The organism is Variovorax sp. P1_G12 (genome assembly GCF_056405555.1).
On sequence record NZ_JBFUBW010000043.1, the window covers coordinates 27,913 to 51,829 of the forward strand.

The 23,917-nt window shown below is 64.4% G+C and carries 23 protein-coding genes and 3 pseudogenes; 9 read left to right on the forward strand and 17 right to left on the reverse strand.

Annotated features, from left to right (window positions below):
• Position 1 precedes the first annotated feature (1 nt).
• The 13 genes from AC1D2O_RS32990 to AC1D2O_RS33050 form a co-directional block, all read right to left on the reverse strand.
• Positions 2 to 1,909, reverse strand: a complete 1,908-nt coding sequence (locus AC1D2O_RS32990; RefSeq protein WP_478158572.1) for a type IV secretory system conjugative DNA transfer family protein — start codon at positions 1,907 to 1,909, stop codon at positions 2 to 4.
• A complete protein-coding gene (gene virB11 / locus AC1D2O_RS32995; protein WP_478158573.1) occupies positions 1,875 to 3,008 on the reverse strand; it encodes a P-type DNA transfer ATPase VirB11 in 1,134 nt (377 codons plus the stop codon). Before virB11 ends, AC1D2O_RS32990 begins: the two co-directional genes overlap by 35 nt.
• Entirely contained in the window at positions 2,977 to 4,362 is a 1,386-nt protein-coding gene (gene virB10, locus AC1D2O_RS33000) for a type IV secretion system protein VirB10 (protein ID WP_478158574.1), read from the reverse strand. The genes virB11 and virB10 overlap by 32 nt, the downstream gene beginning before the upstream one ends.
• Positions 4,359 to 5,189: a TrbG/VirB9 family P-type conjugative transfer protein gene (locus tag AC1D2O_RS33005; RefSeq protein ID WP_478088494.1), complete on the reverse strand. Its 831-nt coding sequence runs from the start codon at positions 5,187 to 5,189 to the stop codon at positions 4,359 to 4,361. Before AC1D2O_RS33005 ends, virB10 begins: the two co-directional genes overlap by 4 nt.
• Complete coding sequence (locus AC1D2O_RS33010; protein WP_478088496.1) at positions 5,186 to 5,908, reverse strand: VirB8 family type IV secretion system protein; 723 nt, start codon at positions 5,906 to 5,908, stop codon at positions 5,186 to 5,188. The genes AC1D2O_RS33005 and AC1D2O_RS33010 overlap by 4 nt, the downstream gene beginning before the upstream one ends.
• Positions 5,909 to 6,063: 155 nt before the next feature.
• On the reverse strand, positions 6,064 to 7,119 hold the full coding sequence (locus AC1D2O_RS33015; RefSeq protein ID WP_478088498.1) for a TrbL/VirB6 family protein: 1,056 nt from the start codon (positions 7,117 to 7,119) through the stop codon (positions 6,064 to 6,066).
• A gap of 10 nt (positions 7,120 to 7,129) precedes the next feature.
• Complete coding sequence (locus AC1D2O_RS33020) at positions 7,130 to 7,372, reverse strand: hypothetical protein (RefSeq protein WP_478158575.1); 243 nt, start codon at positions 7,370 to 7,372, stop codon at positions 7,130 to 7,132.
• Positions 7,373 to 7,388: 16 nt separating this feature from the next.
• Positions 7,389 to 8,123: a P-type DNA transfer protein VirB5 gene (gene virB5, locus AC1D2O_RS33025; RefSeq protein WP_478092454.1), complete on the reverse strand. Its 735-nt coding sequence runs from the start codon at positions 8,121 to 8,123 to the stop codon at positions 7,389 to 7,391.
• Complete coding sequence (locus AC1D2O_RS33030; protein WP_478092456.1) at positions 8,116 to 10,632, reverse strand: VirB4 family type IV secretion/conjugal transfer ATPase; 2,517 nt, start codon at positions 10,630 to 10,632, stop codon at positions 8,116 to 8,118. The genes virB5 and AC1D2O_RS33030 overlap by 8 nt, the downstream gene beginning before the upstream one ends.
• Positions 10,629 to 11,009 carry a VirB3 family type IV secretion system protein gene (locus AC1D2O_RS33035; protein WP_478092458.1) on the reverse strand — a complete coding sequence of 127 codons (381 nt, stop codon included), beginning with the start codon at positions 11,007 to 11,009 and terminating at the stop codon, positions 10,629 to 10,631. The genes AC1D2O_RS33030 and AC1D2O_RS33035 overlap by 4 nt, the downstream gene beginning before the upstream one ends.
• 11 nt (positions 11,010 to 11,020) lie before the next feature.
• Entirely contained in the window at positions 11,021 to 11,281 is a 261-nt protein-coding gene (locus AC1D2O_RS33040; protein ID WP_478092459.1) for a TrbC/VirB2 family protein, read from the reverse strand.
• Between the two features lie 44 nt (positions 11,282 to 11,325).
• Complete coding sequence (locus tag AC1D2O_RS33045) at positions 11,326 to 11,628, reverse strand: hypothetical protein (RefSeq protein ID WP_478092461.1); 303 nt, start codon at positions 11,626 to 11,628, stop codon at positions 11,326 to 11,328.
• A 64-nt stretch (positions 11,629 to 11,692) separates the two neighbouring features.
• A complete protein-coding gene (locus AC1D2O_RS33050) occupies positions 11,693 to 12,265 on the reverse strand; it encodes a hypothetical protein (protein WP_478092463.1) in 573 nt (190 codons plus the stop codon).
• 306 nt (positions 12,266 to 12,571) lie between these two features.
• Between AC1D2O_RS33050 and AC1D2O_RS33055 the strand changes: the two genes are divergently transcribed.
• The 4 genes from AC1D2O_RS33055 to AC1D2O_RS33070 are packed head-to-tail and all read left to right on the forward strand — an operon-like array spanning position 12,572 to position 14,926.
• Positions 12,572 to 13,360, forward strand: a complete 789-nt coding sequence (locus tag AC1D2O_RS33055; protein ID WP_478092465.1) for a ParA family protein — start codon at positions 12,572 to 12,574, stop codon at positions 13,358 to 13,360.
• Entirely contained in the window at positions 13,357 to 14,274 is a 918-nt protein-coding gene (locus tag AC1D2O_RS33060; RefSeq protein WP_478158576.1) for a ParB/RepB/Spo0J family partition protein, read from the forward strand. Before AC1D2O_RS33055 ends, AC1D2O_RS33060 begins: the two co-directional genes overlap by 4 nt.
• 3 nt (positions 14,275 to 14,277) lie before the next feature.
• Positions 14,278 to 14,634, forward strand: coding sequence for a hypothetical protein (locus AC1D2O_RS33065; protein WP_478158577.1), 357 nt, complete (start codon positions 14,278 to 14,280; stop codon positions 14,632 to 14,634).
• Positions 14,621 to 14,926 (forward strand): TrfB-related DNA-binding protein, encoded by a 306-nt coding sequence (locus tag AC1D2O_RS33070; RefSeq protein WP_478158578.1) that lies wholly within the window; start codon positions 14,621 to 14,623, stop codon positions 14,924 to 14,926. Before AC1D2O_RS33065 ends, AC1D2O_RS33070 begins: the two co-directional genes overlap by 14 nt.
• A 76-nt stretch (positions 14,927 to 15,002) precedes the next feature.
• On the opposite strand, the gene AC1D2O_RS33075 is transcribed toward AC1D2O_RS33070, so the two are convergent.
• Both AC1D2O_RS33075 and AC1D2O_RS33080 read right to left on the reverse strand, forming a co-directional pair.
• Positions 15,003 to 15,641: an H-NS family nucleoid-associated regulatory protein gene (locus tag AC1D2O_RS33075; RefSeq protein ID WP_478158579.1), complete on the reverse strand. Its 639-nt coding sequence runs from the start codon at positions 15,639 to 15,641 to the stop codon at positions 15,003 to 15,005.
• 65 nt (positions 15,642 to 15,706) lie between these two features.
• Positions 15,707 to 16,735 carry a tyrosine-type recombinase/integrase gene (locus AC1D2O_RS33080; RefSeq protein WP_477650627.1) on the reverse strand — a complete coding sequence of 343 codons (1,029 nt, stop codon included), beginning with the start codon at positions 16,733 to 16,735 and terminating at the stop codon, positions 15,707 to 15,709.
• 320 nt (positions 16,736 to 17,055) lie between these two features.
• Between AC1D2O_RS33080 and AC1D2O_RS33085 the strand changes: the two genes are divergently transcribed.
• Together AC1D2O_RS33085 and AC1D2O_RS33090 are read left to right on the forward strand one after the other, a co-directional pair.
• Positions 17,056 to 18,198 carry a PDDEXK nuclease domain-containing protein gene (locus tag AC1D2O_RS33085; RefSeq protein ID WP_478158580.1) on the forward strand — a complete coding sequence of 381 codons (1,143 nt, stop codon included), beginning with the start codon at positions 17,056 to 17,058 and terminating at the stop codon, positions 18,196 to 18,198.
• A gap of 75 nt (positions 18,199 to 18,273) precedes the next feature.
• A pseudogene (locus tag AC1D2O_RS33090) lies at positions 18,274 to 18,479 on the forward strand (transposase domain-containing protein); the annotation flags it as partial.
• Positions 18,480 to 18,684: 205 nt separating this feature from the next.
• Here the strand turns inward: AC1D2O_RS33090 and panD are convergent.
• Positions 18,685 to 19,085 (reverse strand): annotated as a pseudogene (gene panD / locus AC1D2O_RS33095) (aspartate 1-decarboxylase).
• 139 nt (positions 19,086 to 19,224) lie between these two features.
• Here panD and AC1D2O_RS33100 point away from each other — a divergent pair.
• A protein-coding gene (locus AC1D2O_RS33100; RefSeq protein ID WP_478158581.1) for an IS3 family transposase occupies positions 19,225 to 20,360 on the forward strand; the annotation gives its coding sequence in 2 pieces (ribosomal slippage) (positions 19,225 to 19,480 and positions 19,480 to 20,360; 1,137 coding nt in all).
• A 110-nt stretch (positions 20,361 to 20,470) separates the two neighbouring features.
• Here AC1D2O_RS33100 and AC1D2O_RS33105 read toward each other — a convergent pair.
• Positions 20,471 to 21,162, reverse strand: a protein-coding gene (locus AC1D2O_RS33105) for an IS6 family transposase (RefSeq protein ID WP_478158582.1) whose coding sequence is annotated in 2 segments (ribosomal slippage) — positions 20,471 to 21,027 and positions 21,027 to 21,162 — 693 coding nt in all. Because the reading frame shifts where the segments join, the coding sequence is not laid out codon by codon here.
• Positions 21,163 to 21,812: 650 nt separating this feature from the next.
• Here AC1D2O_RS33105 and AC1D2O_RS33110 point away from each other — a divergent pair.
• Positions 21,813 to 22,454, forward strand: a pseudogene (locus tag AC1D2O_RS33110) (CHAT domain-containing protein); the annotation flags it as partial.
• A gap of 153 nt (positions 22,455 to 22,607) precedes the next feature.
• Positions 22,608 to 23,642: an IS110 family RNA-guided transposase gene (locus AC1D2O_RS33115; protein ID WP_478158583.1), complete on the forward strand. Its 1,035-nt coding sequence runs from the start codon at positions 22,608 to 22,610 to the stop codon at positions 23,640 to 23,642.
• Positions 23,643 to 23,917: the final 275 nt, after the last annotated feature.

The following is a 23,917-nucleotide window of genomic DNA, read 5'->3' on the forward strand; positions in this document are numbered from 1 at the left end:
GTCAGTCGAGCAGCTTCGAGATGAAGCTGTCGGCTGCGGCCTTGATCTCGGCGTCGGTCATCGGTCCCTTCGGGATCTCGACATCGTCGAAATCCAGGGAGAAATCCTCGAGGTCCAGGTCTTCGAGGCGTGTCGGATCGACTTGCATGTCGGGAACCTCCTTGGCAGCGTCGTGGGCGCCTGGGTGGGCAGGGCGAGGGGGGCGGGGGCCTGGCGCCATCCGCAGTCGCGTGACGCTCGCGATGTCGAGCAGGGGCACTTCGGGCGGCGGGCGTTCCCGCTTGGCGAAGAAGCGGTCGCGAAAATAGTAGACGCGGTGCGCGAGCACTGGGCGAAGGCCCTCGTAGAAGAGGATCATCCGGTTCGTCCCCAGCTCCTTGACCTCCTGCGGCAGCAGGAGCCGCCGCGGCTGCTCGCTGATGCTCACGGTCGGCGACTTGCCGGCGCCGCCCCACATGGGGCGGCTGATGTTCTTCTGCCGGACCGTGCAGGTGCCGAGTTCGCGCGACACCGCCTCGGCATCGTCGAACTCCTTCGGCGGAAAGACGATGCGCGCGGCCAGCATCTTGCGGATCGATTTCGCCCCTTCGATCCCATACTTCTCGATCAGCTGCGAGTTCGACTGCACGATGATCACGGTGCGCACGTTGTAGCCCGGCAGGAAGGCGGTGGACTCGGCGATCACCGGAATGCGCCCGAGCGCCGGGAACTCGTCCAGCATGAGCAGCAGCTGGAGTTTGAGCGCCGGGTTGTTTTCCGGGAGCTCGCGCGTCTGCAGGCCGATCGCCTGCTGGAAGAAGAGGTTCAGGAGTGGCTGCAGTCGCGCGATGTTGTCCGGGTTGATCTGGACGTAGATCGAGATCGGGCGCTTGCGCAGTTCGCGCAGGTCGAAGTCATTGGCAGACGTCGCCGCGTCGATCATCGGGTTGAGCCAGAGGTCGAGCCGGCTCGTGAAGGTCTTGCGGATGCTCGAGGCGGTGGTCGGCGCCAGGTCGATGACGTCGTAGAGGCTCTGCACCGTTTCCTGGGAAAGCGGGTAGCCGGCACGTTCGCAGGCATCGATCACGCGCTTCCAGTGCTTCTGGAAGCCTTCGTCGTCGCTCGCCATGCCCTGGCGCAAAACCTCCCCCAGGGTGCGGGTCGCGCCCTCGGTCTCGAACAGGTACAGCGCGATCCCGAGAAACAGCGAGCGTGCGGAGGAGGTCCAGAACGGGTCGCCTGCGTGCGGGTCCGGAAAGAGCATCGTGCCGATGCGCTGCAGGTCGTCGATGCAGCGGTAGGGCACGCTCGAGACGTAGCCCAACGGATTCCAGCGCGCGGATCGTTCGCGCTCCGACAACGGATCGAACAAATGCACCTCCTGGCCATGCGCCGCGCGGTAGCCGGCCGTACGCATGAAGTTTTCGCCCTTGATGTCACTGACGATGGTGGAACCCGGCCAGTTCAGCAGGTTGGGGATCACCAGGCCGACGCCCTTGCCGCTGCGCGGTGGCGCCTCCAGTTCGACACCCTGCTGGCCCGGCAGCACCAGGTAGCGGTTGCCGAGGCGCCCGAGGATGATGCCGTGCTCGCCGAGCAGTCCGGCTCTCGCGATCTCCCGCTTCGTCGCGAACCGTGCGTCGCCATGCAGGGGTCGGCGGCGCGACAGCATCGCGAAGCCGACCACACCGAACGCAAGCCCCTGGCCACCGGCCAACGCCATGATCAGCGCGCGCCGGATGTCGGGCCGTTCGCCGTAGCCCTGCCAGTAGCGCCAGGCGGTCAGCGGCGTGGCCTGATGGGGCGGCAGCTTCACGGCCATCAGGAAGAAGTAGCCGGCCAGGTACAGGCCGACCACCGCCGCGCACAGCAGCGCGACCGTCACTTTCAACGGGCTACGCAAGGCCTCTGAGCTTGGTTTCAGGGTCATGCCAGATCTCCGTCACCATGCGCCGCTGGCGGTCGCGCGCGCACTGCACCACCACATCGATGCTCAGCTGCGCCAGTTCGACCCCCTCGCGGGTGCTCATGCCCTGACCCGCGTCGCTGCGCTTCATGAGCTGCGCGAGCGCCACGAAGGCCATCTGGGCGCTGTCCGCATGTACGCTCGTGATCGAGCCCGGGTGGCCGGTGTTGACGGACACCAGGTAGTCGTACACCTCGTCGCCGGTGCGCAGTTCCGAAACGAAGATGCGGTCGGGCCGCTGCCGCTTGGCGCTCGCGAGGAGTTGCCCCGGCGTGATGGCCGCCTGCCCCTGGGCACCCTGCGAATAGAACAGCCGGACGTGATTCGGCTGATTGCGCAGCGACAGCTCCTTGACGTCCTCGATCGTGACCAGGCGCTCCTCCGGCGGCACCTCAAGGATCAGTGCCTTGCTCAGTGTCGTCTTGCCGGATCCAGTGGCACCGGACAGCAGGATGTTCCTGCGCAGCTGCACGGCGCGGCGCAGGAAGCGGACGATCTGCCGCTCGCCCAGCAGTTGCATGAGCTCGCGATCTTCCGGCGAGGGAACCGTGCCGGTTGCGACGGGACAACAGGCAACCGGGACGCTTCGAGTCGACTCGAACATGCCCAGCCCGTCGAGCTCCTCCAGGCTCCAAAGCACGTTCGACGGGCGTCGGATCGTGATCGAGACGGTGTGGTCTTCGGTAGCTGGCGGCAGCACGATCTGGATGCGCTCGCCGCCGGGGAGAGTGGCCGACAGCAGCGGCTCGCTCGCCGAAATGCGCTGACGCGTGAAATTGGCCACCAGCTTGGCGATCGACATGCACCAATCGAAGGTCGCGAAGGGCAGCGGCTCGCGGGTCCATCCGGTCTGGCGCTCGACGAAGGCGCTGCCGGGTTGGTTGATGCAGATCTCGGTGACTTCCGCATTGTCGAGGAGGGCGCACAACGGTCCGAGGAAGAGTGCCAGTGACGACGGCTCGTCGTGGACAGGCTCACCCCGGCCCGCACGCCTCGAGAAAGCGGGAGTGGCGATCTCGGGAAGGACCGTGTCAGGGGCGGTCTGGATCGCTGCGGAGTGCATAGACGGCCCTGAAATCGACATCGCGCGCAACTAGGATCTGGATGCGCTCGCCCTGGTTCTTGATCACAGTCGGCGGAATCGACATGGTGTTGCGAAGCACCTCGGCGATCACGTCGCGGCTGCCCTGCGGGCCGAGCACCACGCCGCCGCCACTGCCGACGTTGGTGCCGCTCTGCTGATTGGCGACGATCGCCTGCATGGTGCCGTCGATCACGGACAAGAGGATCGCGGCGCCGAAGCGCTGCCAGAAGTGGGTATCGACAAAGCCGGGCAGGCCGTTGCGTCCGAGCTCGTCCGTGCCGGGGGACGCAAGCTGAACGACGACGCCCGTGGGCGTGCGCGCCTCGTTCCACACCACGAAGACACGCCCCTGTCCCTGGCGAGGCTCGCCGCGCTGCTCGCCGACGAACTTCGTTCCGCGCTCCAGCAGCACCACCTTGCCGTCGGCGCCATAGATGTCGCTGGCGCCGATGCAGGTCGTCATGCCTTCGTAGGTGGAATCGATCGCGGTCTCGAGCGTGCAATCGATGAACGCGCCCTTGGGGAGTAGCATGCGGCGGGTCGGCAGCAGCTGCGCGGTCACGGCCGGCGTCGGGGTCGGCTTCAGCATCGCCGCCAGGGTTCCACCGCCTCCAGACGGAGAGGTTGTCGGCGCCTGGAGGGAACCGAGCAGCTGGGCCATTCCGGGGGTCATGCCCGGTGCCGTGGCCATTGGCGAGATCCCCGGCATCTGCGGCGCAGCGGCGAAGGCTCCAGCTGCGGGCGTGTTGGCCGCTCCAGTTGCGGAGGTCGTCTGCGCGCGGCGAAGGACCGGGATGCCAAGCTGGCGCTCGAGCGCCAACTGCTCGGGGGTCTTGTCCGGCGGACCGCCACTGCTCGAGGTGGCAGGCGGAGGCGGAGGTGGCAACGCCGGCGATGGCGTGCCGGCCTTCGTCGCCGACCGGGCGATCGGGGGATCGATGCGGCCCAGCGGCGGCACCTTCATTTCGCCGGCCGCGCGAGCTGCGGCTGCCTTTCGGGTGGATTCCTCGGCGTCCTTGGTGCGGGAATACTGGGTGTTGTAGTACCAGAACAGGAAGCCGGCCCCGAGAAGGACGATGGTGCCCAGTGCAAGGCTGCTGCTCACGCGCGACTGGATCGAGCGCTCACGGTTCACCGAGGGGATGGCGCGCTCGCCCTGCACCGTGTGGGCCTGCGCATTCCCGGGCGAGGATTCGTCGGATCCCCCTTGCTCGCCGTGACCGGACAGGATCTCCCCGGTGTCTTGGTCGACGGTCGGTGGCTGGTCTTGCGGCTGGCGATCGCGGTTGCCGAGGTCATCCGGCTTGCGTTGGAGGCGATCCTTCCCGTTCATGGCGCGGCTCCTGGCGTGGTGCGCGCTACGCCGGGCACGGTGGTGTTCGAGCGGCTGAGCGCTCCGCCGCCGGCAAACGACTGGTTCACCACGCAACCGACCAGCTTGCCGCGTCGGAGCACGAAGCGTCGAGCGATCCGGTGGATCACGACCTCGTCGTCCTCGATGTTGAAATTGAGCAGCGATTCGGAGCCGTCGTCGTTCTGGACGAACATGGCGGGGAACTCGGACCGCGTCTGGAAGCGAAGCCGGGTCTGCACGCCGTCGTCGTAGGCGCTCATCGGCTTGAGGGTGGTGCTGCCGCAGAACCAGTAGTCGCTGTTGCGCGGGCGCTCGGCGACTTCATTCTTCATGCGAGCCTCTGTCAAGAGCCGCTCGCGCTCGGCGGCCGCGGCCCGGGCGTCTTCTTCCGGATAGGTGAAACGGATGGAATAGACCATGCGACGTGCCGCCTTGCCCGTGGGTGCGGTCGCCGAGACGACATAGTCGAAGTGGTAGGCACGGCGATTGGTGAGCACCGTCAGGTTCGTTGTCGCATGGGCCTCCTTCGGCTTGATGAAGAAGTGATTGCGCTCGGCGCCCACGTCGAAGGCGCCGTTGTCGCCGGACCCGAGGTTCACGAACTCCTCTCCCTCGGCCCACTGCATGTGGATTTGGAATCCCACGTAGCCTTGTAACTCGACCACGTCGTCCGGGTTGTAGGCAACGACGCGAATGCGCGCATCGACGGTACCCGCCGGTGGTACCGTGCCAGCCTCGACGTTTGGCGAAAGGACCGCCATCGCCGTCAAGGCGCCGATGAAGAGGGTCGTCAGGGCCCGGCTCATCGCGTGTCTCCCTTGCCGCCGGGAAGCACGCCCGTCGCCACCTCCGGCTCGCGCCGATACTCCACGACGCGAAAACCCAGCGGATTGAGTGACCGGATCTTGTCGTCCTTGGAGGGCTGCGTGTAGGCGAACTCGATGGTCGATACCCAGTGGCTGGCCTGCTCTTCCCCCGTAGCTCCCGGGCGGGTGAAGCGACTGAAGCGGACCTGGGCGAGCTTGTCCCGGCCGCTCTCGAGCTTGAGGAAGGTCACCGAGCGGATCTGCGTGCGAACGGTCGTTCCGTCCTTGAAGAGATTGAGGGGTGAGAGCGGGTTGTTGGTGTTCCAGAGCGCGGCCCATTCCTGATTCAGACGCGGGGAGTTCTGTGCAGCGACCAGTTCGTAGTCGGCCTCGGCCGTTCCGTAGAAGTACCGCTCGCGGGCGATCACATGGTTCGACAGAAGGTTGCGGGTCACGACCTGCTCGATGTCCGTGGTGCCCTCGTAGGGCGGAACCACATCGACGATGCCGCTGCTGCTGTCGACGCGAATGACGACGGGTATCGGCTGCTTCAGGGGCGTGAGACCGGCAACCGCGGCGACGGCCAGCAATGCGATGACGGAGGCAATGGCCGCGACGGTCCACGCCAGCTTTGAGGATCGAGCCGCGCGACGTGCGCGATCGATCTCCCAGCTCTGGGCCTCCTGCAGGTATCGATCAAGGGTTGGCCCGCGATTCATGAATCGCTCCTCGCATGGATGCATCGGCCTGGGCGTTGATCGGGCTCAAGTCTCCTTCGCACTCGGGCGGCAACGGGGGCCGCGTTCCGCATGACGAGAGCAGCGTGATGATCGAGAGAATCAGAGGGACCAGCCTCATCTTGTCCTCCACTTCTCTAGCGCAGGGTGTTCGGATTGGGCATCACCTGCTCCCGAGGCACTACCGTGCCGCCACGCCTGGAACCGCCGATCCGATCCCATGTGTTTGAGACGCCTGCGCCGAGGCGATTGCCGGCCAACCGGCGCAGTGAGTCCCATTTGCTGCCAGGGTCGCGGCGGAGTCCGTCGAGTACGCCGCGGCCGAACTCGTAGGTGGAGCGACGGGCACCGCCCATGCCCCAGCCGATCACGCCACTTACGGTGCCATAGGTGCTGAGAGCAACACCGCTTGCGAGCCCTGAAGCGATCGGCATTACCTGCCTCATGACCAAGAACACAAGGGCTGCCGCTAGGCAAACTCTCGCACTTTCCGCAATGGTGATGCCAGTTCCCGACGTAGCGGCATTTGACGCATAGGCGCGTAGCACCGACAGCAAGAGGGCGGAGGTGAAGAGCGTCAGGATTCCGATGAACGCATAGTTTGCGAGCTGCGCAACCCACGATTCAAAGAATCGCTTAGTTGCATCAAAGAAGAGCATGACGATGAACACCGGACCGAGAGCAAGAAGGACGGCGATGGCAACCTTGGATAGGGCCAACATGAAGGCTGTCACCACGACGGACAAACCGACAAGCAGATAAACGAGGAACCCCGCTGCATAGAAGGCGAAGTCGCTGTCTAGGACGCTTCCTTTCTTGAGCAGATGTTCGGCAATCGCGGTTCCGTCTAGCCAGACTTGATCAATCACTCCGACAATCGATGGTGCGCCTATGACTGCCGCGGCCAACTGATCAGGCGCTGTGAAGAAGGTGTTCGTGATGATCTCGTGGTAGCTCCACAGTCGAAGGCCGAAGCCAAGGATGAGGCCAATCACCACGATTCGCCTGATGCCTTCCCAGATGGGTTCTTGTACCCGACCTGTCAGGCATAGGAAGCCCCACATCATCACGTAGATCGTGGCCAGGGTGACGGCTGCGGGCTCTATTGCGGCGGCCACGCGAATCGTGTTCGTACTGACATAGTCAGCGACTTGTATGTTCAGCCAAGCGAAGAATTGAGCGAAAAATCCCACAGCGGCCTCACTACTTTGCATTGCCCAGGGGGATCGGAACGGGTTTTAAGTCTCGGGTGTTCCCGATGCCTTCCAACTTCTTTCGACGAAGGTCCTCGTCGCGGGAGGCAGCCTTGCTCTCTGTAGGCGGATCGACGGTGGTCGGTGGAGTCGAAATAGGAGGCTCTGCCCACTGCTGGACGATGTAGTAAGTACCTCCCGCCGCAACAAGAATGGTGACGGTGACGGTCAGAGGCCATAGGAGTTTGGACATTGAGATTTCTCCGCGACTAGTAGTCGACGATCGCCAGTGATTTGAACGATCCGACGTCAGATACAGAGCGTTCGCGGTTCCGCTGCCGCCGCGCGAGTTCCTCAGACTGTGCAACTTGGTAGAGGCTCTCCAACTTCGTCTGTTCGTTCGTCAACATGCTCTGCTCCGCCTGTATTCGCGCCTGCAGATCCTGGATCGCCTTGGGATCTCTCGCAGTCCCTATCCGATCGACCAGCTGTTGCAACGCGGAGAAGCGCTGGCTGGTGTTCTGGTAGGCCCCCTGGCTCATGGCGCTGAACATGGCGGAAGCCTGGCGGCCTTGCTCGACGACCTGCCGCATCTCCGGACTCAGCGCGCTCATCTGCGAGCTCGAGAGGATGCTGTTGGCACGCATGATTGACTGGATCTGTCCCGACAGGCCCGCGTACCCGCCCGAGGTCGCGTTGACCGTGTTCATCAGTTCGCCGTAGCTGGACGGCAGGTAGTTTCGAGCGATGTCAGCGGTAGGTAGCAGCTGCTCCATGCCACGCGCACCGGTCATGGCGCTGTAGGTCTGCTGGAGCTGAGCGTTGGATTGAGTCAACTGCTCGTACTGGCGCTGCATGCCCGAAAGTTGCTGTTGCCAGGCGCCGAGCTGCTGGATCAGGTTGGCAACGGCGGCCATGTCGATGACCGGGATACCGGCCCTGGCCTGCCAAGGCATCGCGGCCGCGGCGACCGCGAGGATGAGGCCAATGAGTTGTCTACGCATGGTGGTGCTCCTTCGCTGTGGATGCGATCTGGCTGTGGGTGGGGTCGCGGGAGAGCGCGGCTCGAAACTGTGGCAGCCATTGCGCTGGCTCCGGACCGTGCTGCTCGATGACCTCGCGCATCAGGCGCACATTGGCCGTGCGTCCGGAGATGACTTGCAAGGCGTCGTCGAACCCCTGGAGGTCCAGCTGGGCGACCACGCTGACATGGTTCTGCTTGATCAGAAACTGCCGGGAGCCCGGCTCGAGTTCCTGCTTGATCAAGGCGAATTCCCGGTCCGTGAGATTGAAGCCCTGGGTGTATTCCGCGTACTCCGCCTCGGGGTTCGGGAACAGGATCTTGGTCGGGGTCTGCTCCACGATGGCGCGGGCGATCGATGAACCCAGGACGTGGCTGGTGCTCTGAGTGAAGGTGGCGATGTTGGCGTTCTTCTTGCGCCAGGTCTCGAGGCCGTTTTTCGCGAACCTGGCAAAAGCAGGGTCGTTCAGCAGCTTGGCGAATTCGTCCATCCAGCAGACCAGGGGGCGGCCGTCGACCATGCGGTTCACCAGATGGAAGAGATACATCGTGAGCGGGGCCCGGACGATGTCGTGATCGAGGAAATCCGTGACGTCGAAACCCACGAGTGCGTGCTGGTCGAGGATCGGCGCTATATCGTCAATCGGGTTGTCGAAGACCCACGCATAGTCGCCGTGCTCGGCCGCGCACCAGGGCCGCAGGCGGGCATGCACGCCTTCGGGGTCCGTCACGTCGAGGAACGCCGCCAGGCGTGACAGCCGGCGATAGGGCATGTCCAGGCGCAGCGTGCCTCGAAGCGCCTGGTCGAGGTCCTCCTCCTGCCGCACGGTGAGCGTGTCGGCCGGGCTGCGCAGGACCAGCCGGCGCAGCCATTGCCGCATGAAATCCAGGTTGTCGGCCACCCTGTCGTCGAGCTGCAGAGGGTTGCAGCCGGTCGGGACGCCGTTCTTGAGCGGCAGGTAGCGGCCGCCCAGCGCCCGGACCAGGATGTGCAGCCCCTCGTCCTTGTCGAAGATCACCTGCGTGGCGTCGAGCCGGTTGCAGATGGCGACCATGCAGAAGCCGAGCAGGGTGGTCTTGCCGGTCCCCACGGGCCCGACGCCCGTCACATGCCCCACGTCGCGGCGACTGCCGCCATCGGCTCGGCGGGGATCGCTCGCATGCAACGAGAAGTAGAACGGCGAGCCCGCGCGGGTCACGAACATGGCGAGCGCGTCGCCCCAGTAATTGCCTGTCGGCCTCCCGGTCGGGAAATTGTGAAACGGCGACATGCCTGCGAAATTGCGGCTCGTGATCGGCGCCTTGCGCGTCCGATAGGCGAAGTTGCCGGGCAGCTGCGCCCAGAACGCGGCCTCGAGCGCGAGGTCTTCGCGGGCCACGACCATCCCGGTATCTCCGAGGAGGTAGCGCGCCCGGGCGACGTTGTCGTTGAGTTGCTTGAGGCGAGGCAAGCCGTGGGGATCGCCCGTGCCGTCGACGGCATCGGCCAGCACGTGAAGCGTGAAGTGGTGGTCGCCCACGACGAATCGGTTGCTCATGAGGTCGTCGAGCGCATCCTTCAGTTCCTCGGCCTGCGAAACCGCCATGTCGCCGGCAGCGGCCATCCGGTGGTGCTGGCGGCTCATCATGTCGGTGGCCGTCCCCTTGCCGAGGAAAGTGAAGCTCTGGGTGAGCACGAACGGGAACGGCGCGGTCAGTAGCGCGCTGAACATGCCGGGCGCGCTGGGGGTCGGATACTCCTTGATTCCGAGGAAGGCGCCGACCCGGGTCTGGGTGCCGGTCCGGTACTCCATCGCCTCGTTGCCGAAGAAAGGCCGGCTCGTGGCCAGGACCTCGTTGAGCGGTGCCCGCGGCAAGGGCATGCGCTGCCATTCCCCGTTGAGCAGGAGGCCATGGAACTCCATGAGGCTCGAGAAGAGCACGTCGCTGCCGTCGCGGCGGTAGACACCCAAGGCCTCGGGGTCGTAGCGCTCCAGCGCCGCGAGCAGCTCCTGGCGCTTCTTGGCGCATTCGTCCAGCGAGTCACGCATCTCCGCGCGCGCGCCGTCCGGATCGGCCTTCTTGAGGAGGCGCAGCGCGACGTTGCCGATGCGCGTCGGCTGGGGACGGAAGACGAGCGAGACGTAGAGCTCGTTGACCATCAGGCGCTCCGCCGCCATCTGGTGCCGGTAGCGCTCCTCGACCTCCCGCGCGAAGCCGGGGACGGTGCGACCCCGCGGCCAAGCGCCGTCGCGACGCCGGATGACATGGCTCCAGAGCGCCAGGTTGGGCGAGGCGATGTTGCGCCAGAGCACGTTCAGGCGTTCGTGCCAGTTGTTGATGTCCTCGTCGTCCGCGCTCTCGAAACTGGTGCCGGCCAGGCGCAAGGTCTGGACGTAGTCGCCGGCGCGCGTGCGCGCCACGTGCGCATCGACATGGGCGACCAGGGGGATCATGCCGGCGGCACCCGCTTCGCGGCGCAGGAGGCGCTCCTTCTGCAGGCCCAGCGTCATGACGGCCTCCCGGGAAGGAGGACGTGCGCCGGGGGCTGACGCCGGCGTCCGCGCGCATCCGGCAGGTCCAGTGTCAGAGGGCTGTAGGAGTTGGCACGCCAGTGCCGCAGGTTGCCACCGAGCAGCGCCGGCAGGCGCGTGCGGCCCCAGAGCTGCAGCAGGTCGAAGAATTGGGGCTCGTAGAGGCAGACCAGGTAGAGCACGCCATGGATCGGGAGGAAGGCCAATAGCCAGGCCAGGTTCTTCGTCACGATGAAGGACTCGGTCGTGATCACGACGTTGACCATCATCGCGGAGTAGGTGACGCCCCACACCATCGACGGGCGCGTCATGCCGACGAAGAGGGTGTCGGCCACGATGCCCTGATTGCGGTCCATGCCCATTCGCTTCAGACGCCGAACATCCCGCGGATCCACGAGACGATCTGCGGCCCGCCGAACACCAGCACCGTGCCCAGCACGACGCCGACCATCCACCACCAGCTGATGCGGCCGAACCAGGCCATCACGCCGGACACCATCACCGCCACTGCGGCCAGCGGCGTCAGGATCGCGACCAGCTGGCTCTGCGTGGCGTTGGCCCCCGTGGCGAACGGGCTGCCGGCGGCCGCGACCTCGGGCAAAAGTGCTGCGAGCGCAGCCCACAGCAAAAGCTTCGCCGAGAGTCGGGTTCGCGGCCGGCTGTCGTTCCGGTTCAGACCAGGAGTTCGAGCCGGACCAGCGTGCTGCCGATCTCCAGGGTTTTCAGGTGGGTGACCAGCGTGTTCAGGTTGCGGTAGGTCCGCGGTCCGCGCGACCCCATCACCGTCGAGCGGCCGGGGCGCCAGGAGATGCGCGCCTGCAGGTGGTAGCGCCCGGGCTCCCCCTCCACGACGATGAGTTCGTTGACCGCCCGCCGGTGCAGGAAGTCGACCAGCTCGAGCGCGGTCAGCTCGTTGCGGGCGGGTGGCGGCTGGAGCTCCGTGTTCCCCGGCGTGTCGCGACGCATCGTTGCCATGGCTTTCCTTGTTTTCTCGGGATGGCGCAGGATTGTGATCGAGACGGCAGCGGGGCATGGTGCTCTACTCCAGACGGCGGGTGGTGGCGTGGCGCGTGGCGTCGGCGCCCGATGGGGTGGCGAGGGACACGGGCTTGGCGCGGGCGGGCGTGGCCCGGGCGTAGACGTCCCACCAGCGAGCGGCAGGCGGGACGTGCTTGATGGTCGCCGGCTTGGCTTCCGCGGCGGGGAGCTTGGCGGCGTTCGATGCCGGCGGGCCGGGCAGCCCGGCATGGGACTGTGCAGACTCGATTTCGCGCTTCAGCGCCTCGATGTCCTGGAGCAGGCGGGCGCGTTGAGCTTGCGCTTGGTCGGCCCCGACGGTGTCGCTGGCGGCCAGGCGCTCGGCCCGGCGCTTGGCCATCGCCTCGACGGCTTGCAGGGATTGACGCAGTTCATCGCGCAGGATGCGCAGGCGCTCATCGTCGCGTGCCGTTTGCTCGATCGCTGTGACGGCGGGACGCGTATCGGGAACGACCGGCTCCGCGGGTGCCGGCCCGGCGCCGAGCAGAAGCAGGAGCGCGACGCAGCCCACGGCCGAAGGCGCTGCCCAGGCTTTCAACACCGCACCCATGCGTTGACGAGACCCTGCTTCCATGGGCGCACTTCACCACAACGCAAAGGTCACAGTCAAGACGGATTGATAATTTATTTTGCTATGGTTAGCGATAGCACATGTAGACGAGCGATTTGTTTGGGACTACGCTGCGGTCACTGGCGAACAGTGATCGAGGGCCGCTCTGAGAAGTCGCGCGAGACGACGCGACGAGCGAGGCGATGCGTTGATCGTAGGCCCTCGAGATGCGTCACTCAACGGGCCGCGTGCTGTATCGCAGCAAGAGCGGAAACAGGAAGTTTCGCAATTGTCGGTCGAAGGTTCTCAAATGCCGTGAAGGAGCCGCAAATGCGTGTGTTGGTCCTGACGAATCAGAAAGGCGGCGTCGGCAAGTCGACGTTGAGTGTCCTGCTGGCGCAGTGGCTCGCCGAACGACACCGACTGCGCGTGGGCGTGATCGATCTCGATACGCAGGCCAACGCCTCGAAGTCTTTGGCGCGGTTCGGCAGCGGGCGCGAGGCGGCCGAACTCTTCGAGACGCACGGGATCCGACCGATGGCGGCGACGGCAGCTTCCCTCACGCTCTTCGCAGGCACGAAGCGGCTCGCAGACCTCGAGCTCGCCAAACCCGAAATCATCCTTCCCGCCTTCCGTCGGCAGGTCGCGACGCTCAGTGGAGACTTCGACGTCGTTGTGATCGACACGCCACCGTCGCTCGGCCTGCGCATGAGCGCCGCGCTGATCGCGGCGACGCACGTGGCATGTCCCATCGAGCTCGAGGAATACAGCATCGACGGAGTCACCGACATGCTCAAGACGATCTTCGGCGTGCAGCGGCGCTACAACCCCGGGCTGCGCCTGGCCGGGCTCGTGGCCAACCGCTTCAACCCGCACTCTGTGCGCCAGAGAGCTGCGCTGCACGACCTGGTGGCGCACTACAGCGAGTTCGTGGTTCCGGCCAAGATCTCCACGCGTTCGGCCATCCCCGAGGCGCTCGCTGCGGGGGTGCCGCTGTGGCGCCTGGCCAAGAGTTCGGCGCGCGATGCGGCGGCCGAGGTCTCGGCGGTGTTCGATCTTCTCAAGCAGCGCATCGACGGGGCCGATGTGCCGCTGACAGTGCAGGAGGGCCGAGAATGAACAGCGTCGATTCCCTCGACCTCAGCGCCTTGGCCCAGTTCAAGGCCAGCTCGTTGCTGGCGGAGGTCGATCGCTCCCCCAACGCAGTCGCAGGCAAGCCCCTTCAGCTCGAGGTCCTGCAGATCGACTTCGATGTCGCCCAGCCGCGGCGCACGATCAGCGAGATCTCGATCGCGGAACTGGCTCAGTCGATCCGCCTGCACGGCGTGTTGGAGCCGATCTCTGTGCGATCTCATGCCGAGATTCCCGGTCGCTATGTCGTCAATCGCGGCGAGCGGCGGCTGCGCGCCTGCCGCATGGCGGGCCTGGACCGTGTTCCGGCCTTCCTGGACGAACGCCAAGACCCCTACGCGCAGGCGGCGGAGAACCTGCACCGCGAGGACATGTCACCCTTCGACCTGGCGCACTTCATCGCCGAACGCGAGCAGGAAGGGCAGGCGAGAGCGGAGATTGCCCGGCGCCTCGGGAAGCCGCGCTCCTTCATCACCGAGGCCGCCGCCTTGATCGATGCGCCGGCACGGGTGCGTGAGGCCTTCGATCAGGGACGACTCGGCGCCGATTTGCGGGTGCTGTATCGACTCGCGGGCGCCATGAAGGAACGCCCGGTGGAGACCTCCTCGGTGCTGGCGGGCGCGGGTCCGATCAGCCGGGCCAACGTGGACGCGTTGCTCTCGGGTGTGGGCGCTCCTCAGACCGACGCCGCCGGACACGCCGGCGGGGATGCGTCGGCGCGTTCGGCACGCGTCGCCGGTGCAGGTCGGACCGTGTTGGTGGTGGAGCACGGTGGGCGGCGAGGCTCGTTGCGCCTGAAGGCCCACGACAAGGATGTGGGCGAGGTGCGCTTCGGGGATGGCAGCCGCACGCTGGTGCGACTCGCAGAGTTGCGGCCCCTGTGCTGGGCCACCGAGGAGTAGCCAATGAATCACGCCCTGGACGAGACCCATGCGGCTCACCGCGCGCCCAAATCCCGGGCTGCGATGCAGCCGCTCATGCTGAGGCTCCTGGTCGGTTTGTGTGTTGTCGCGCTGCAGGCAGTTCGGATCGCCTGCTGCGCCTTGCTGGTGCTCGTCGAGCCGGTGCTGCGCGCGACGCTGGTGCCGATCGCGTATCTTGGATTCCTCGTGACGCTGGTGTTCGGATTCCTGATCGGCGATCCGCGCTTCCCGCGCTGGGGCATGCTGGCGTTCTCGGTGGGAATGCTGATGCTCTATTGGTTATTCTTGGGTTTGATGAGCCTTTTCATGACCTTGCCTGCGGACCATGACTGTCGTTGACGCCCCGCTGCTGGAGCGCGTGGCGCGCGAGCGCCGTTTCGACGCCCGCACGCTGGAGATCGCGCGGCGGCTGTTCATCGAGAATGAAACCCCGAAAAAGCTCGCCACTGAATACGGGGTCATTCACCAGCGCATCTACGCCATTCGCAAGCTGGTGCAGGAAGCCGTCGAGAGCTACCGGCTGCCCGAAGGCTGGTCCGAGGTGACCCTGCGCGGGCCCGCCGATCTGGTGCGCGCGACAGCCACCCAGTTCGAGGCGAAGAAGCGCGCTCGCCTGCAGTCGACGCAGTAGGGGCGCAAGACCAGAATTAGCAACGGACCGCGGCGAGCTTTCCGAACGCGGTCGGGAGCGGAATGGCGCGGCGTTCTCAGGCTTGCTTCGCGAAATCCTGCAAGGTCTTGCCGCTGTCGAGCGCCGCCTTCAGCCACCCGGGCTTCGGGCCGCGGCCGGTCCACGAATTTCCCGCGTCGTCGCTGTAGTTGATCTTCGAGGGCGCGCGCTTGGCCTTCTTCTCCGTCGATTTGCTGGTCGACGCGTGCGACTGCGCCTTTTCCATGGAGGAAGCGAGACTCGACTTGGAACCGGAAGTCGAGCGGAACTCGTCGATGGAGCGACCTGCGGCGAGTGCGTCGCGCAACCAGCGGGGACGCGGACCGCGGCCCGACCAGTTGTTGCCTGCACCATCGCTGAACTGCGCCGATGCCTTGGCCGGGCGCTTGCCCGCGGACTTGGAAGATCCTGCGCCGGGACCGAGACCAAGGTGCGCAGCCGTCAGGCCGTAGTGCGCGATCGCGACCTTGATGCGCTCGATGACGCCCTGGACCTCGGAGTTGCGCAGGGCATCCGCCTGCTTTTGCAACTGTTCGATCTGCTTCTGGATCTGCTTGTAGGTTTGTGCCATTGCTTGCTTTCTCTTCTTTGAGGTTGAAAGTACTGCGACTCCCTTGGGACGTGATTCTGCCAGTCCTGATGCGAAAGATGATGAATTGGCATGAAGCGTGTTCAATATCCTCGGAATATCCGCAGCATCGCAACTGGTATTGAAAGCCTTTTCAAGTTGGCGACGTGCACTCAGACCACGTCCACCGGGCCGATCACGACGTATTTGTAGCGATCCATGACGGCCACTTCAACGCCTAACCAGCGCGCTACTTCTTCGGGTGTGGTTCCACGTCGTAGTTGCCGCATCGCAAAGGTGTGTCGGAGCTTGAAGGTTCCGCCTTCGTTGTCATCGAGACCTGCCTCCGCGAGCAACTGCCTGGTTGCCGCGTAGTGGGACTGCTTGCTCCAGGGCTTGCCCGTCCCCGTTGCTGGAAGCAGCATGTCGCCCGGAATCTGTCGTTCCGAACGAACCCGGAGCCAGTGCTGCAGGAGTTCGCCGGCCCAAGGGGCGATCGGAGTCTCGCGCGCTGGCGCGTCGCCGATGGCGGGTATCGAGATCTTCCACGGCCGATCCCGCACGCGGCCGCCTCGCGAGATCGGCGAATCCAGCGTGAGCGCACGCACCTCTGCGGGTGTTAGCCCACCACCCAGATGCAGCGCGACTGCAACGCGATTACGTAGTTCCTGCCAGGTAAATGCTGCGTGGGCATCACGCCGTGCGCCGCTGGCACCGGGGCGAGGGCGCGCGTTGGACAGGAACGCGATCAGGTGCTTCGCCTCGGCCACTGAAAGGAATTCTGGCAACGGGTCGCCGCTGGCGGCTTCCGCATAGCGCACCTGCGGGTTCTCGGCGAGCCAGTCGGACGCCGCCGTGTTCGGCGCTTCGTCCGACTGCGCTGCGTGGTGGCGCAGCACCCGGTCGATCAGGCGCAACAGGCGAAGGGCGTGCCGGGGGCTGAGGGAAAGGTCTGGGCTTTTCATGCCGAAGCGAGCTGCCTGGAAAGCCTGCAGATCCCGGGCGTCGAGCGACTTCAGCGTGACGGCTGGCGACTGGCCCAGACACCAGCCCATGAAACCGCGCCACATCTCGCGGTACACCTCGATCGATCCCGGCTGCCGCAGGGCGCCGGCCGCGCGCTGGTCGGCGAGCCACTGCTCGAAGGCATCGAGCAGGCCCCGCTGCGCTGGCGTTTCGTCAAAAAGGGAGAGGGAGGACATTCTATAAATATACTAACGGACCAGGCGTTTGATTTCAAGGCTTGTTTTGAGTTCAAAGGTGCTTTCTGAGACAGTGTACGGTTCACACAATTCGCTGAGGCTTTCCGTTAGTACATTAACTAATAGTCGCCGCGGATGTCTGTTGCTGCTGGCCGATGGGACGGCGAGCCTGGTTGTCGAGGCGCCACTCGCGCAACAGCTCATCCGTCGCGATATATGCTGACGCAGATGAACCTGACGCGCATCCTGGAAGCTCCGCCAAACTTCGACCGCAGTGCGCAGTTGAATCGACAGGTCGAAACCTTGATTGAGAAGCTGCCATGACGGCTATGACACCCGACCCGCCTGAGTACGCAAGCGTCCACGCCGACATCGTTGCACTGCTGGAGGCTGCCCGAGCGGCCGCCGCGCGTACCGTCAACGCGCTGATGACCGCCACCTACTGGGAGGTCGGCCGACGCATCGTCGAATTTGAGCAAGGTGGACAGGAACGCGCCGTCTACGGCGAAGCCCTGATCGAACGCCTGTCCGCCGACCTGTCAGCTCGATTTGGCCGTGGATTCAGTCGGCAAAACCTGTGGCAGATGCGGCTCTTCTACACGACTTGGTCAGCAGACCAGATTCCCCAGACACTGTCTGGGGAATCTGTCGGTCGCGCAAAACTCCCGACGGTGTCTGGGACATCTCCCAACCTTCCTGCTCTCACTCGAACTTTTCCGCTCCCCTGGTCGGCCTATGTGCGCCTTCTGTCGGTCAAGAGCCCGCCGGCCCGTGCCTTTTACGAAACTGAGGCGCTACGCGGCGGCTGGTCCGTGCGTCAACTCGATCGCCAGATCAATAGCCAGTTCTACGAGCGCACAGCACTATCCAACAACACGTCGGCGATGCTGGCGAAAGGCGAAGTGCCCCAGCCTGGCGATGCCATCACGCCCGAGCAGGCGATCAAGGACCCGTTCGTGCTCGAGTTCCTGAGCCTCAAGGACGAGTATTCCGAGTCCGAACTCGAAGAGGGCTTGATCCAGCACCTGGCCGACTTCCTATTGGAGTTGGGCGACGACTTCGCTTTCGTCGGCCGGCAACGACGGCTACGCATTGACGACAGTTGGTTCCGCGTTGACCTCTTGTTCTTCCATCGCCGACTCAGGTGCCTACTGATCATCGACCTCAAGGTCGGTAAGTTCAGCTATACCGACGCTGGGCAAATGCACCTGTACCTCAACTACGCCCGGGAGCATTGGACAAGGCCTGGCGAGAACCCACCAGTGGGCCTGATTCTTTGCGCGGAGAAGGGCGCTGCTGAAGCGCACTATGCGCTTGAGGGATTGCCCAACAAGATTCTGGCAGCCGAGTACCAAACCATACTGCCAGATGAAAAGCTACTGGCTGAGGAATTGGATAAGACGCGGCGTGAGTTGCAGGCTCGACGGATCGGAAAAGGGCGAGGGCGAAAAGACAGTGAATGAGAGCCTGCTTCGACAGCGAGTGCCGACGGTAGAAGGCCACGACTTCCTGCCCGACATGGGCAGAATGACCCTGTGATTGCAGTTGGGCGCCGAGCATGGCTGTTCGCCGGCATCGCGCTCGCCGGTCAGCGTGCCGCGATCGTGATGAGCTTGGTGAGTTGGCCAAGCTGCACGGGCACGATCCGTGGGCCGACCTCAATGATGTCCCGACCCGGCTGCCCACGCAGTTGAACCGCCGCATCGAAGAACTGCTTCCCCACAACTGGCATCCCGCGCGCTGAGCACGCCGCCGCTACGGCGGCGATGCTCGTCCGCCCGTCAACTATGGGACTGCCAGCCGCTTACCCTGCGCTGCTGCCAAGAATGGTTGGCGCCGATGGGTGTGTGCATGCGAAGAATATGAAGTACTGCGAAAGGCCTCGCCTTGCGCGACTGGAGTTGGAAAGGTCAATCAGTCCGCAGCGAACCGGAGAGGGGCGCCAGTGCTCAGGCCGCGACAGCTTCGCTCGAAGCGGCCTGCACGGGGATCTGGGCGCGCTCTTCCTTGATGCGGTTGGCGTCGTCGACGACTCCAGCCTCGGCCGATGCGCCGCCACCTGCTCCTCCGGCACCAGGCCGAAGGCCGCGATGATGATCAGGTCGCCCACCGCTGCACGCCGAGCGGCCGAGCCGTTGACCGAGATGATGCCGGTGCCACGCTCGCCGCGGATCGCGTAGGTGACGAAGCGCTCGCCGTTGTTGATGTTCCAGATGTGGACCTGCTCGTTCTCGGTCATGCCGGCAGCGTCCAGCAGGTCTTCGTCGATGGCGCAGGAGCCTTCGTAATGCAGTTCACAATCGGTGGCCGCGACACGGTGAATCTTGAATTTGAGCAGGGTGCGGAATATGGTAAGGAAGCACTTTCTCTCGAATACGGAAGGATGAGGGGCGCCTCAGCCGGCTGGCACCGCGGCGATGCTGACCTGCCCCCTCCCAGCCGTACCAGCGTAGTGGCAGCGAAGTCCGTCAACTTGGAGAATGACGGACATGAGAAAGAGCAGATACACCGAGGAGCAGATCATCGGTTTCATCAAGCAGGCCGAGTCCGGCTTGCCGATCAAGGATCTGTGCCGCAAAGGCGGCTTCAGCGACGCGACCTTCTACAAATGGCGCGCCAAGTACGGCGGCATGGACGTCCCCGACGCCCGGCGGCTGCGTGAACTCGAGGCGGAGAACAACAAGCTCAAGAAGCTGTTGGCAGAGGCTCACCTGGACATCCACGCGCTGAACACGGCCTTCGGGGTAAAGCGTTAGCCCCACAGGCCAAGCGTGCCGCCGTCGCAACCATGATCGAGCAATGTGATCTGAGCGAACGGCGTGCATGCAGGCTTGTGGGGCTCTCCCGTGACAGCTATCGCAATCCACCCGAGGTCGATGCCATGACGCAAGAGCTCAGCAGCAAGATCGTCGAGATCGCACATGCGCGCCGGCGCTTCGGCTATCGGCGTATCCACGACATGCTGCGCCCGCACTTCCCGGGCGTGAACCACAAGCGCGTCTACCGCCTGTACAGCGCCGCCAATCTGGCGGTGCGCAAGCGCAAGAAGGTCAGGCGCCCTGCCAGCGAACGCGTGCCGCTGCAACTGGCTACGACGGTCAATGAGGTCTGGAGCATGGACTTCGTCAGCGATAGCCTGAGCACCGGACGGCGCATCAAGTGCCTGACGGTGGCTGACGACTTCAGCCACGAGTGCGTCAGCATCTCGGTGGACTGGGGCATCTCTGGCCAGTACGTCACGCGGCTGCTCGACCAGGCGGCTGTCTTCAGGGGCTACCCGCTGGCCGTGCGCACCGACAACGGGCCGGAGTTCACCAGTCGTGCGTTCATGGGCTGGGCGCAGACCCATGGCATCCGCCACATCCTGATCGAGCCCGGAAGGCCCATGCAGAACGGCTACATCGAGAGCTTCAACGGCAAGTTCCGTGACGAGTGCCTGAACGAGCAATGGTTTGAGACGCTGCCGCAGGCCAGGTCGGCCATCACGCTCTGGCGCCAGGACTACAACGAGGTCAGGCCCCACAGCAGTTGCCAGCGAATGCCACCGGCGAAGTTCGCCGAGCTGCATCGCCAGCGCGCTGGCGACGCAGCTCGATCCAGCTCAACAACCACCGAGATCAATTAATCTTGCAACCCCGGACTTCCTCGTTATGAATGGCACGGCAGGAGGGGGCAGGTCAAGGTTCTGTCGCAATAGCAGCGCTGGGCCGAGCATTTATGCGTCGTGCTTTTCGCTCAAAAAGCCAGCGAGTAGAACTTCGACGCCGCGGGCGAGTTGTGGCCTTGAGGGCAGTCAAGCTGACCCTTCCTGATCATGTGCATCAGTTCGATCCCGGCGAGCAGGATCCGCGCGCAGCGAAAGGACTTGAATCCGAGCATCGGCCGTACGATGCGCTTGATGGCCCGATGGTCTTGTTCGACGATGTTGTTGAGATACTTCGATTGGCGCATCTCGATGTCGGCACCGGAGTCGGCATTGATGCTCAGGATGGCAGCGGTGTTGGCGCCGCTCTTGTCGATGGTGATCTTCTCAGGCACGCCATGCAGGCTGATAGCTCGCTCCAGAAATCTGCGTGCGGCGGCATGGTCTCGCTTCGCACGCAACAGAAAATCGATCGTATCGCCGTTGCGGTCGACCGCCCGGTAAAGGTATTTCCACTGGCCGGCGACCTTGACGTAGGTCTCGTCCATGCGCCAACTCGTGCCAATGGGGCGTTTGCGCCGCCGAAATACCGCCGCCAGCACCGGCAAGATCTTTATCGCCCAGCGATGCACTGTCGCATGATCGACGAACACCCCCGCTCCGCCATCATCTCCTCGATGTGCCGGAGGCTCAGCGGATAGGCCGCGTACCAGCGCACGCAGGTGAGCATCACTTCCAACGGGTAGTGCATGCGCTTGATCACCATCTTCAGGGCTCTGATCATTGATGGCGCCTCGGATTTCATGCGGCCGAAGACTACCGTGCATCGTTACTGCGACAGAACCCTTCTGGGGCATGGAATGGTCCAAGTCGAGGGCATTGCGCGACGACCTGTCGATCAAGCTGGCGCTGGCCGACAAATCCCTGACGCGCGAGGACCGCGCGGCGCTCGCGGCGTCGGAATCCCGAATCGCCCAGCTGGAGGCTGCAATCGAGGCGGTCCAGGCCGACCCGTCGAAACGCGACGTCGCACAGCAGGCCCTGCTCAAGGAAAGGCTGGACTACAACCGCACCTTCGCCGCCGCCGAGGCGCGCAGCCCTGCACTTCGTCTGGCTTCGATGTCGAGGATCCAACGGCCGGATAACGCGAAGGAGATCCTGAAGCCGGATGAGGTGTATCTCGGCTACCTGACGCGACGGGTCGACGGGCCCCTCTTCGAGGTGCTGATCGCGGTGCTCGAACCCACGGGCCGCCTGACGTTGGCGGGCCCTGTCACGGCCCTGGGACTCGAGAACTCGGTGGCAAGCTTCGTGCGGATCCTCTCGGGCGCTGGCGGCCTGAACGATGTGGCCCGACACGGGCAGGATCTGTTTCGCATCGGTGATGCGTTCTTCATCGACGATGCCAACAAGTCGTATCCGCAGGCCCTGACCATGGGGTCAATCGGTCCGTTACGCGAGACACTGTCGAATTCGCTATTGCCGGGTGCTGTACGCGACATCGTGGCGCGATACCCCCGGTGGATCGTCTCGCCCGGCGGGGCGCTCTGGAATGTGCCGTTCGAAGCGCTGGACGATGGCAAGGAGTTGGTGGTCGACAAGAGGATCGTGCGCTACGCGCACTCGTGGAGCATGCTCACTTTGCTGAACTCAAAGGCCAAGGCGCGAGATCAGCTGCCTCCCGTGGAGTTGCTCGCGATCGGCGGGGCGACCTATGTGGATCGGGTGCTGCCGCCCGGGGTGCCCGGCGATGCTTTTCTTGACCTGAAGGACCTCAAGTACTCTGACGAGCAGCTGCTTCGCGTCGCTCGGACGTATGGACTCGTGGAGGGTCGCTCGCTCTTTCGCGGTGCCAGCGCAACCCGCAAGACCATCATGGCGCTTCAGTCTTCGGGCGAACTGGCGCGAGCGCGCATGATTCTGCTGTCTGCGCACGGCTACCTGAATCAGGCGAATCCCGCGCGCAGTGCCGTGGTGCTGGGGCGGCCCACCGATGGCACCGAGGCAGACCGATACTTGAGTGCGCATGACATCGCCCGGCTGTCGCTCAACGCCGATGTGGTCATGGTGTCTTACATGGACACCCGCCGTTGTGCAAGTGGATGTGGCGATGAAGGCAATCGGGTACTGGCTGCAGTCTTACTGGAATGGACGCCCCCTTTCTCCGGCGTTCGCCGGCTGCCAGAGTGTCAGCGGGCGATATTGCCCACTGCATATCGGAGGCATCTCATGAAGATCACGACGATTGGTTTGGATCTCGCCAAGAACGTCTTTCAGGTGCACGGCATCAACGAGCACGGCGTCCCCGTACTTCGCAAGCAGCTCAAACGCAACCAGGTTGCACCGTTCTTCGCGCGCTTGGAGCCCTGCTTGATCGGCATCGAAGCCTGCGGTGGGGCGCACTATTGGGCGGCCAAGCTTGCTGTGCTGGGGCATCGCGTGAAGATGATGGCGCCCCAGTTCGTCAAACCATATGTCAAGACCAACAAGAATGACGCGCTTGATGCGGAAGCTATTTGCGAGGCCGTCACCCGACCGAACATGCGGTTCGTTCCGGCGAAGTCACCCGAGCAGCAGTCTGTGCTGGCGCTGCACACGGCGCGTGAGAGCTTCGTCCACGCACGCAGTGCCCAGGCAAACCAGATTCGCGGGCTGCTGATTGAGTTCGGGCTCATCATTCCCCAAGGCATTCGTCATGTCTACGAGACGGTTCCAGGGCTGATTGAGGATGCCAGCAATGAGCTCCCCGGACGCTTCAGGCTGCTGATTGATCGGCTGCTGCAGCACCTCAAGGAACTGGACCGGCAGGTCCGTGAACTCGAGAGGGAGATCGAGGTATGGCATCGCGGCAACGAGGTCAGCCGTCGCCTAGAGACGATTCCAGGCATCGGCCCCATCACCGCAAGCGCGCTGGTGGCCAGCGCCGGCGACCCGACCAACTTCAAGAACGCGCGGCAGTTCGCCGCATGGATCGGGCTGGTGCCGCATCAGAGCTCCAGCGGAGGCAAGACCAAGCTGCTGGGCATCAGCAAGCGCGGCGACGTCTACCTTCGGACGCTGCTGATCCACGGGGGCCGTGCGCTGGTGCAGTTGGCCAAGACGCGAGCTGACCGAGCCGACACCTGGCTGGGCAGGTTGGTTGGCCGTCGACATCACAACATTGCGGCCGTGGCGATGGCCAATAAGAACGCGCGGCTAGCGTGGGCGTTGCTGTCCACGGGCAAGGCCTATGAACCCATGCATGCGCCGACAGCAGCGGCGTAGCGCGCGCAGCGCGCGAACGTCGGCGCATCACGTAAAGACTCTCTCACAGGTTGCTATGGCAATCGATCGTTGATGGCAATACAGGTAGGACCGGGGCTGGTCAAACCTGACGGATATAACGAGCTTCGAGCTCGCAGTCTTATTGAGGAGCCAGCCAGCGCATTCCATCAGGGCCGAAGCGCTTCATGCGTCTGAAGGTCGGATGTATGTCTGCAATCTTCTCCTGCTCGCCAGCAACGTGACATAGCCTTGCAAACTGGGGGCGTCCATGTATA

Excerpts from the sequence above, each read along its gene's own strand:
- AC1D2O_RS32990 (WP_478158572.1), bottom strand. The coding sequence starts at position 1,909 with ATGACCCTGAAACCAAGCTCAGAGGCCTTGCGTAGCCCGTTGAAAGTG.
- virB11 (WP_478158573.1), bottom strand. The coding sequence starts at position 3,008 with ATGCACTCCGCAGCGATCCAGACCGCCCCTGACACGGTCCTTCCCGAG.
- virB10 (WP_478158574.1), bottom strand. The coding sequence starts at position 4,362 with ATGAACGGGAAGGATCGCCTCCAACGCAAGCCGGATGACCTCGGCAAC.
- AC1D2O_RS33005 (WP_478088494.1), bottom strand. The coding sequence starts at position 5,189 with ATGAGCCGGGCCCTGACGACCCTCTTCATCGGCGCCTTGACGGCGATG.
- AC1D2O_RS33010 (WP_478088496.1), bottom strand. The coding sequence starts at position 5,908 with ATGAATCGCGGGCCAACCCTTGATCGATACCTGCAGGAGGCCCAGAGC.
- AC1D2O_RS33020 (WP_478158575.1), bottom strand. The coding sequence starts at position 7,372 with ATGTCCAAACTCCTATGGCCTCTGACCGTCACCGTCACCATTCTTGTT.
- virB5 (WP_478092454.1), bottom strand. The coding sequence starts at position 8,123 with ATGCGTAGACAACTCATTGGCCTCATCCTCGCGGTCGCCGCGGCCGCG.
- AC1D2O_RS33030 (WP_478092456.1), bottom strand. The coding sequence starts at position 10,632 with ATGACGCTGGGCCTGCAGAAGGAGCGCCTCCTGCGCCGCGAAGCGGGT.
- AC1D2O_RS33035 (WP_478092458.1), bottom strand. The coding sequence starts at position 11,009 with ATGGACCGCAATCAGGGCATCGTGGCCGACACCCTCTTCGTCGGCATG.
- AC1D2O_RS33045 (WP_478092461.1), bottom strand. The coding sequence starts at position 11,628 with ATGGCAACGATGCGTCGCGACACGCCGGGGAACACGGAGCTCCAGCCG.
- AC1D2O_RS33050 (WP_478092463.1), bottom strand. The coding sequence starts at position 12,265 with ATGGAAGCAGGGTCTCGTCAACGCATGGGTGCGGTGTTGAAAGCCTGG.
- AC1D2O_RS33055 (WP_478092465.1), top strand. The coding sequence starts at position 12,572 with ATGCGTGTGTTGGTCCTGACGAATCAGAAAGGCGGCGTCGGCAAGTCG.
- AC1D2O_RS33060 (WP_478158576.1), top strand. The coding sequence starts at position 13,357 with ATGAACAGCGTCGATTCCCTCGACCTCAGCGCCTTGGCCCAGTTCAAG.
- AC1D2O_RS33065 (WP_478158577.1), top strand. The coding sequence starts at position 14,278 with ATGAATCACGCCCTGGACGAGACCCATGCGGCTCACCGCGCGCCCAAA.
- AC1D2O_RS33070 (WP_478158578.1), top strand. The coding sequence starts at position 14,621 with ATGACTGTCGTTGACGCCCCGCTGCTGGAGCGCGTGGCGCGCGAGCGC.
- AC1D2O_RS33080 (WP_477650627.1), bottom strand. The coding sequence starts at position 16,735 with ATGTCCTCCCTCTCCCTTTTTGACGAAACGCCAGCGCAGCGGGGCCTG.
- AC1D2O_RS33085 (WP_478158580.1), top strand. The coding sequence starts at position 17,056 with ATGACGGCTATGACACCCGACCCGCCTGAGTACGCAAGCGTCCACGCC.
- AC1D2O_RS33115 (WP_478158583.1), top strand. The coding sequence starts at position 22,608 with ATGAAGATCACGACGATTGGTTTGGATCTCGCCAAGAACGTCTTTCAG.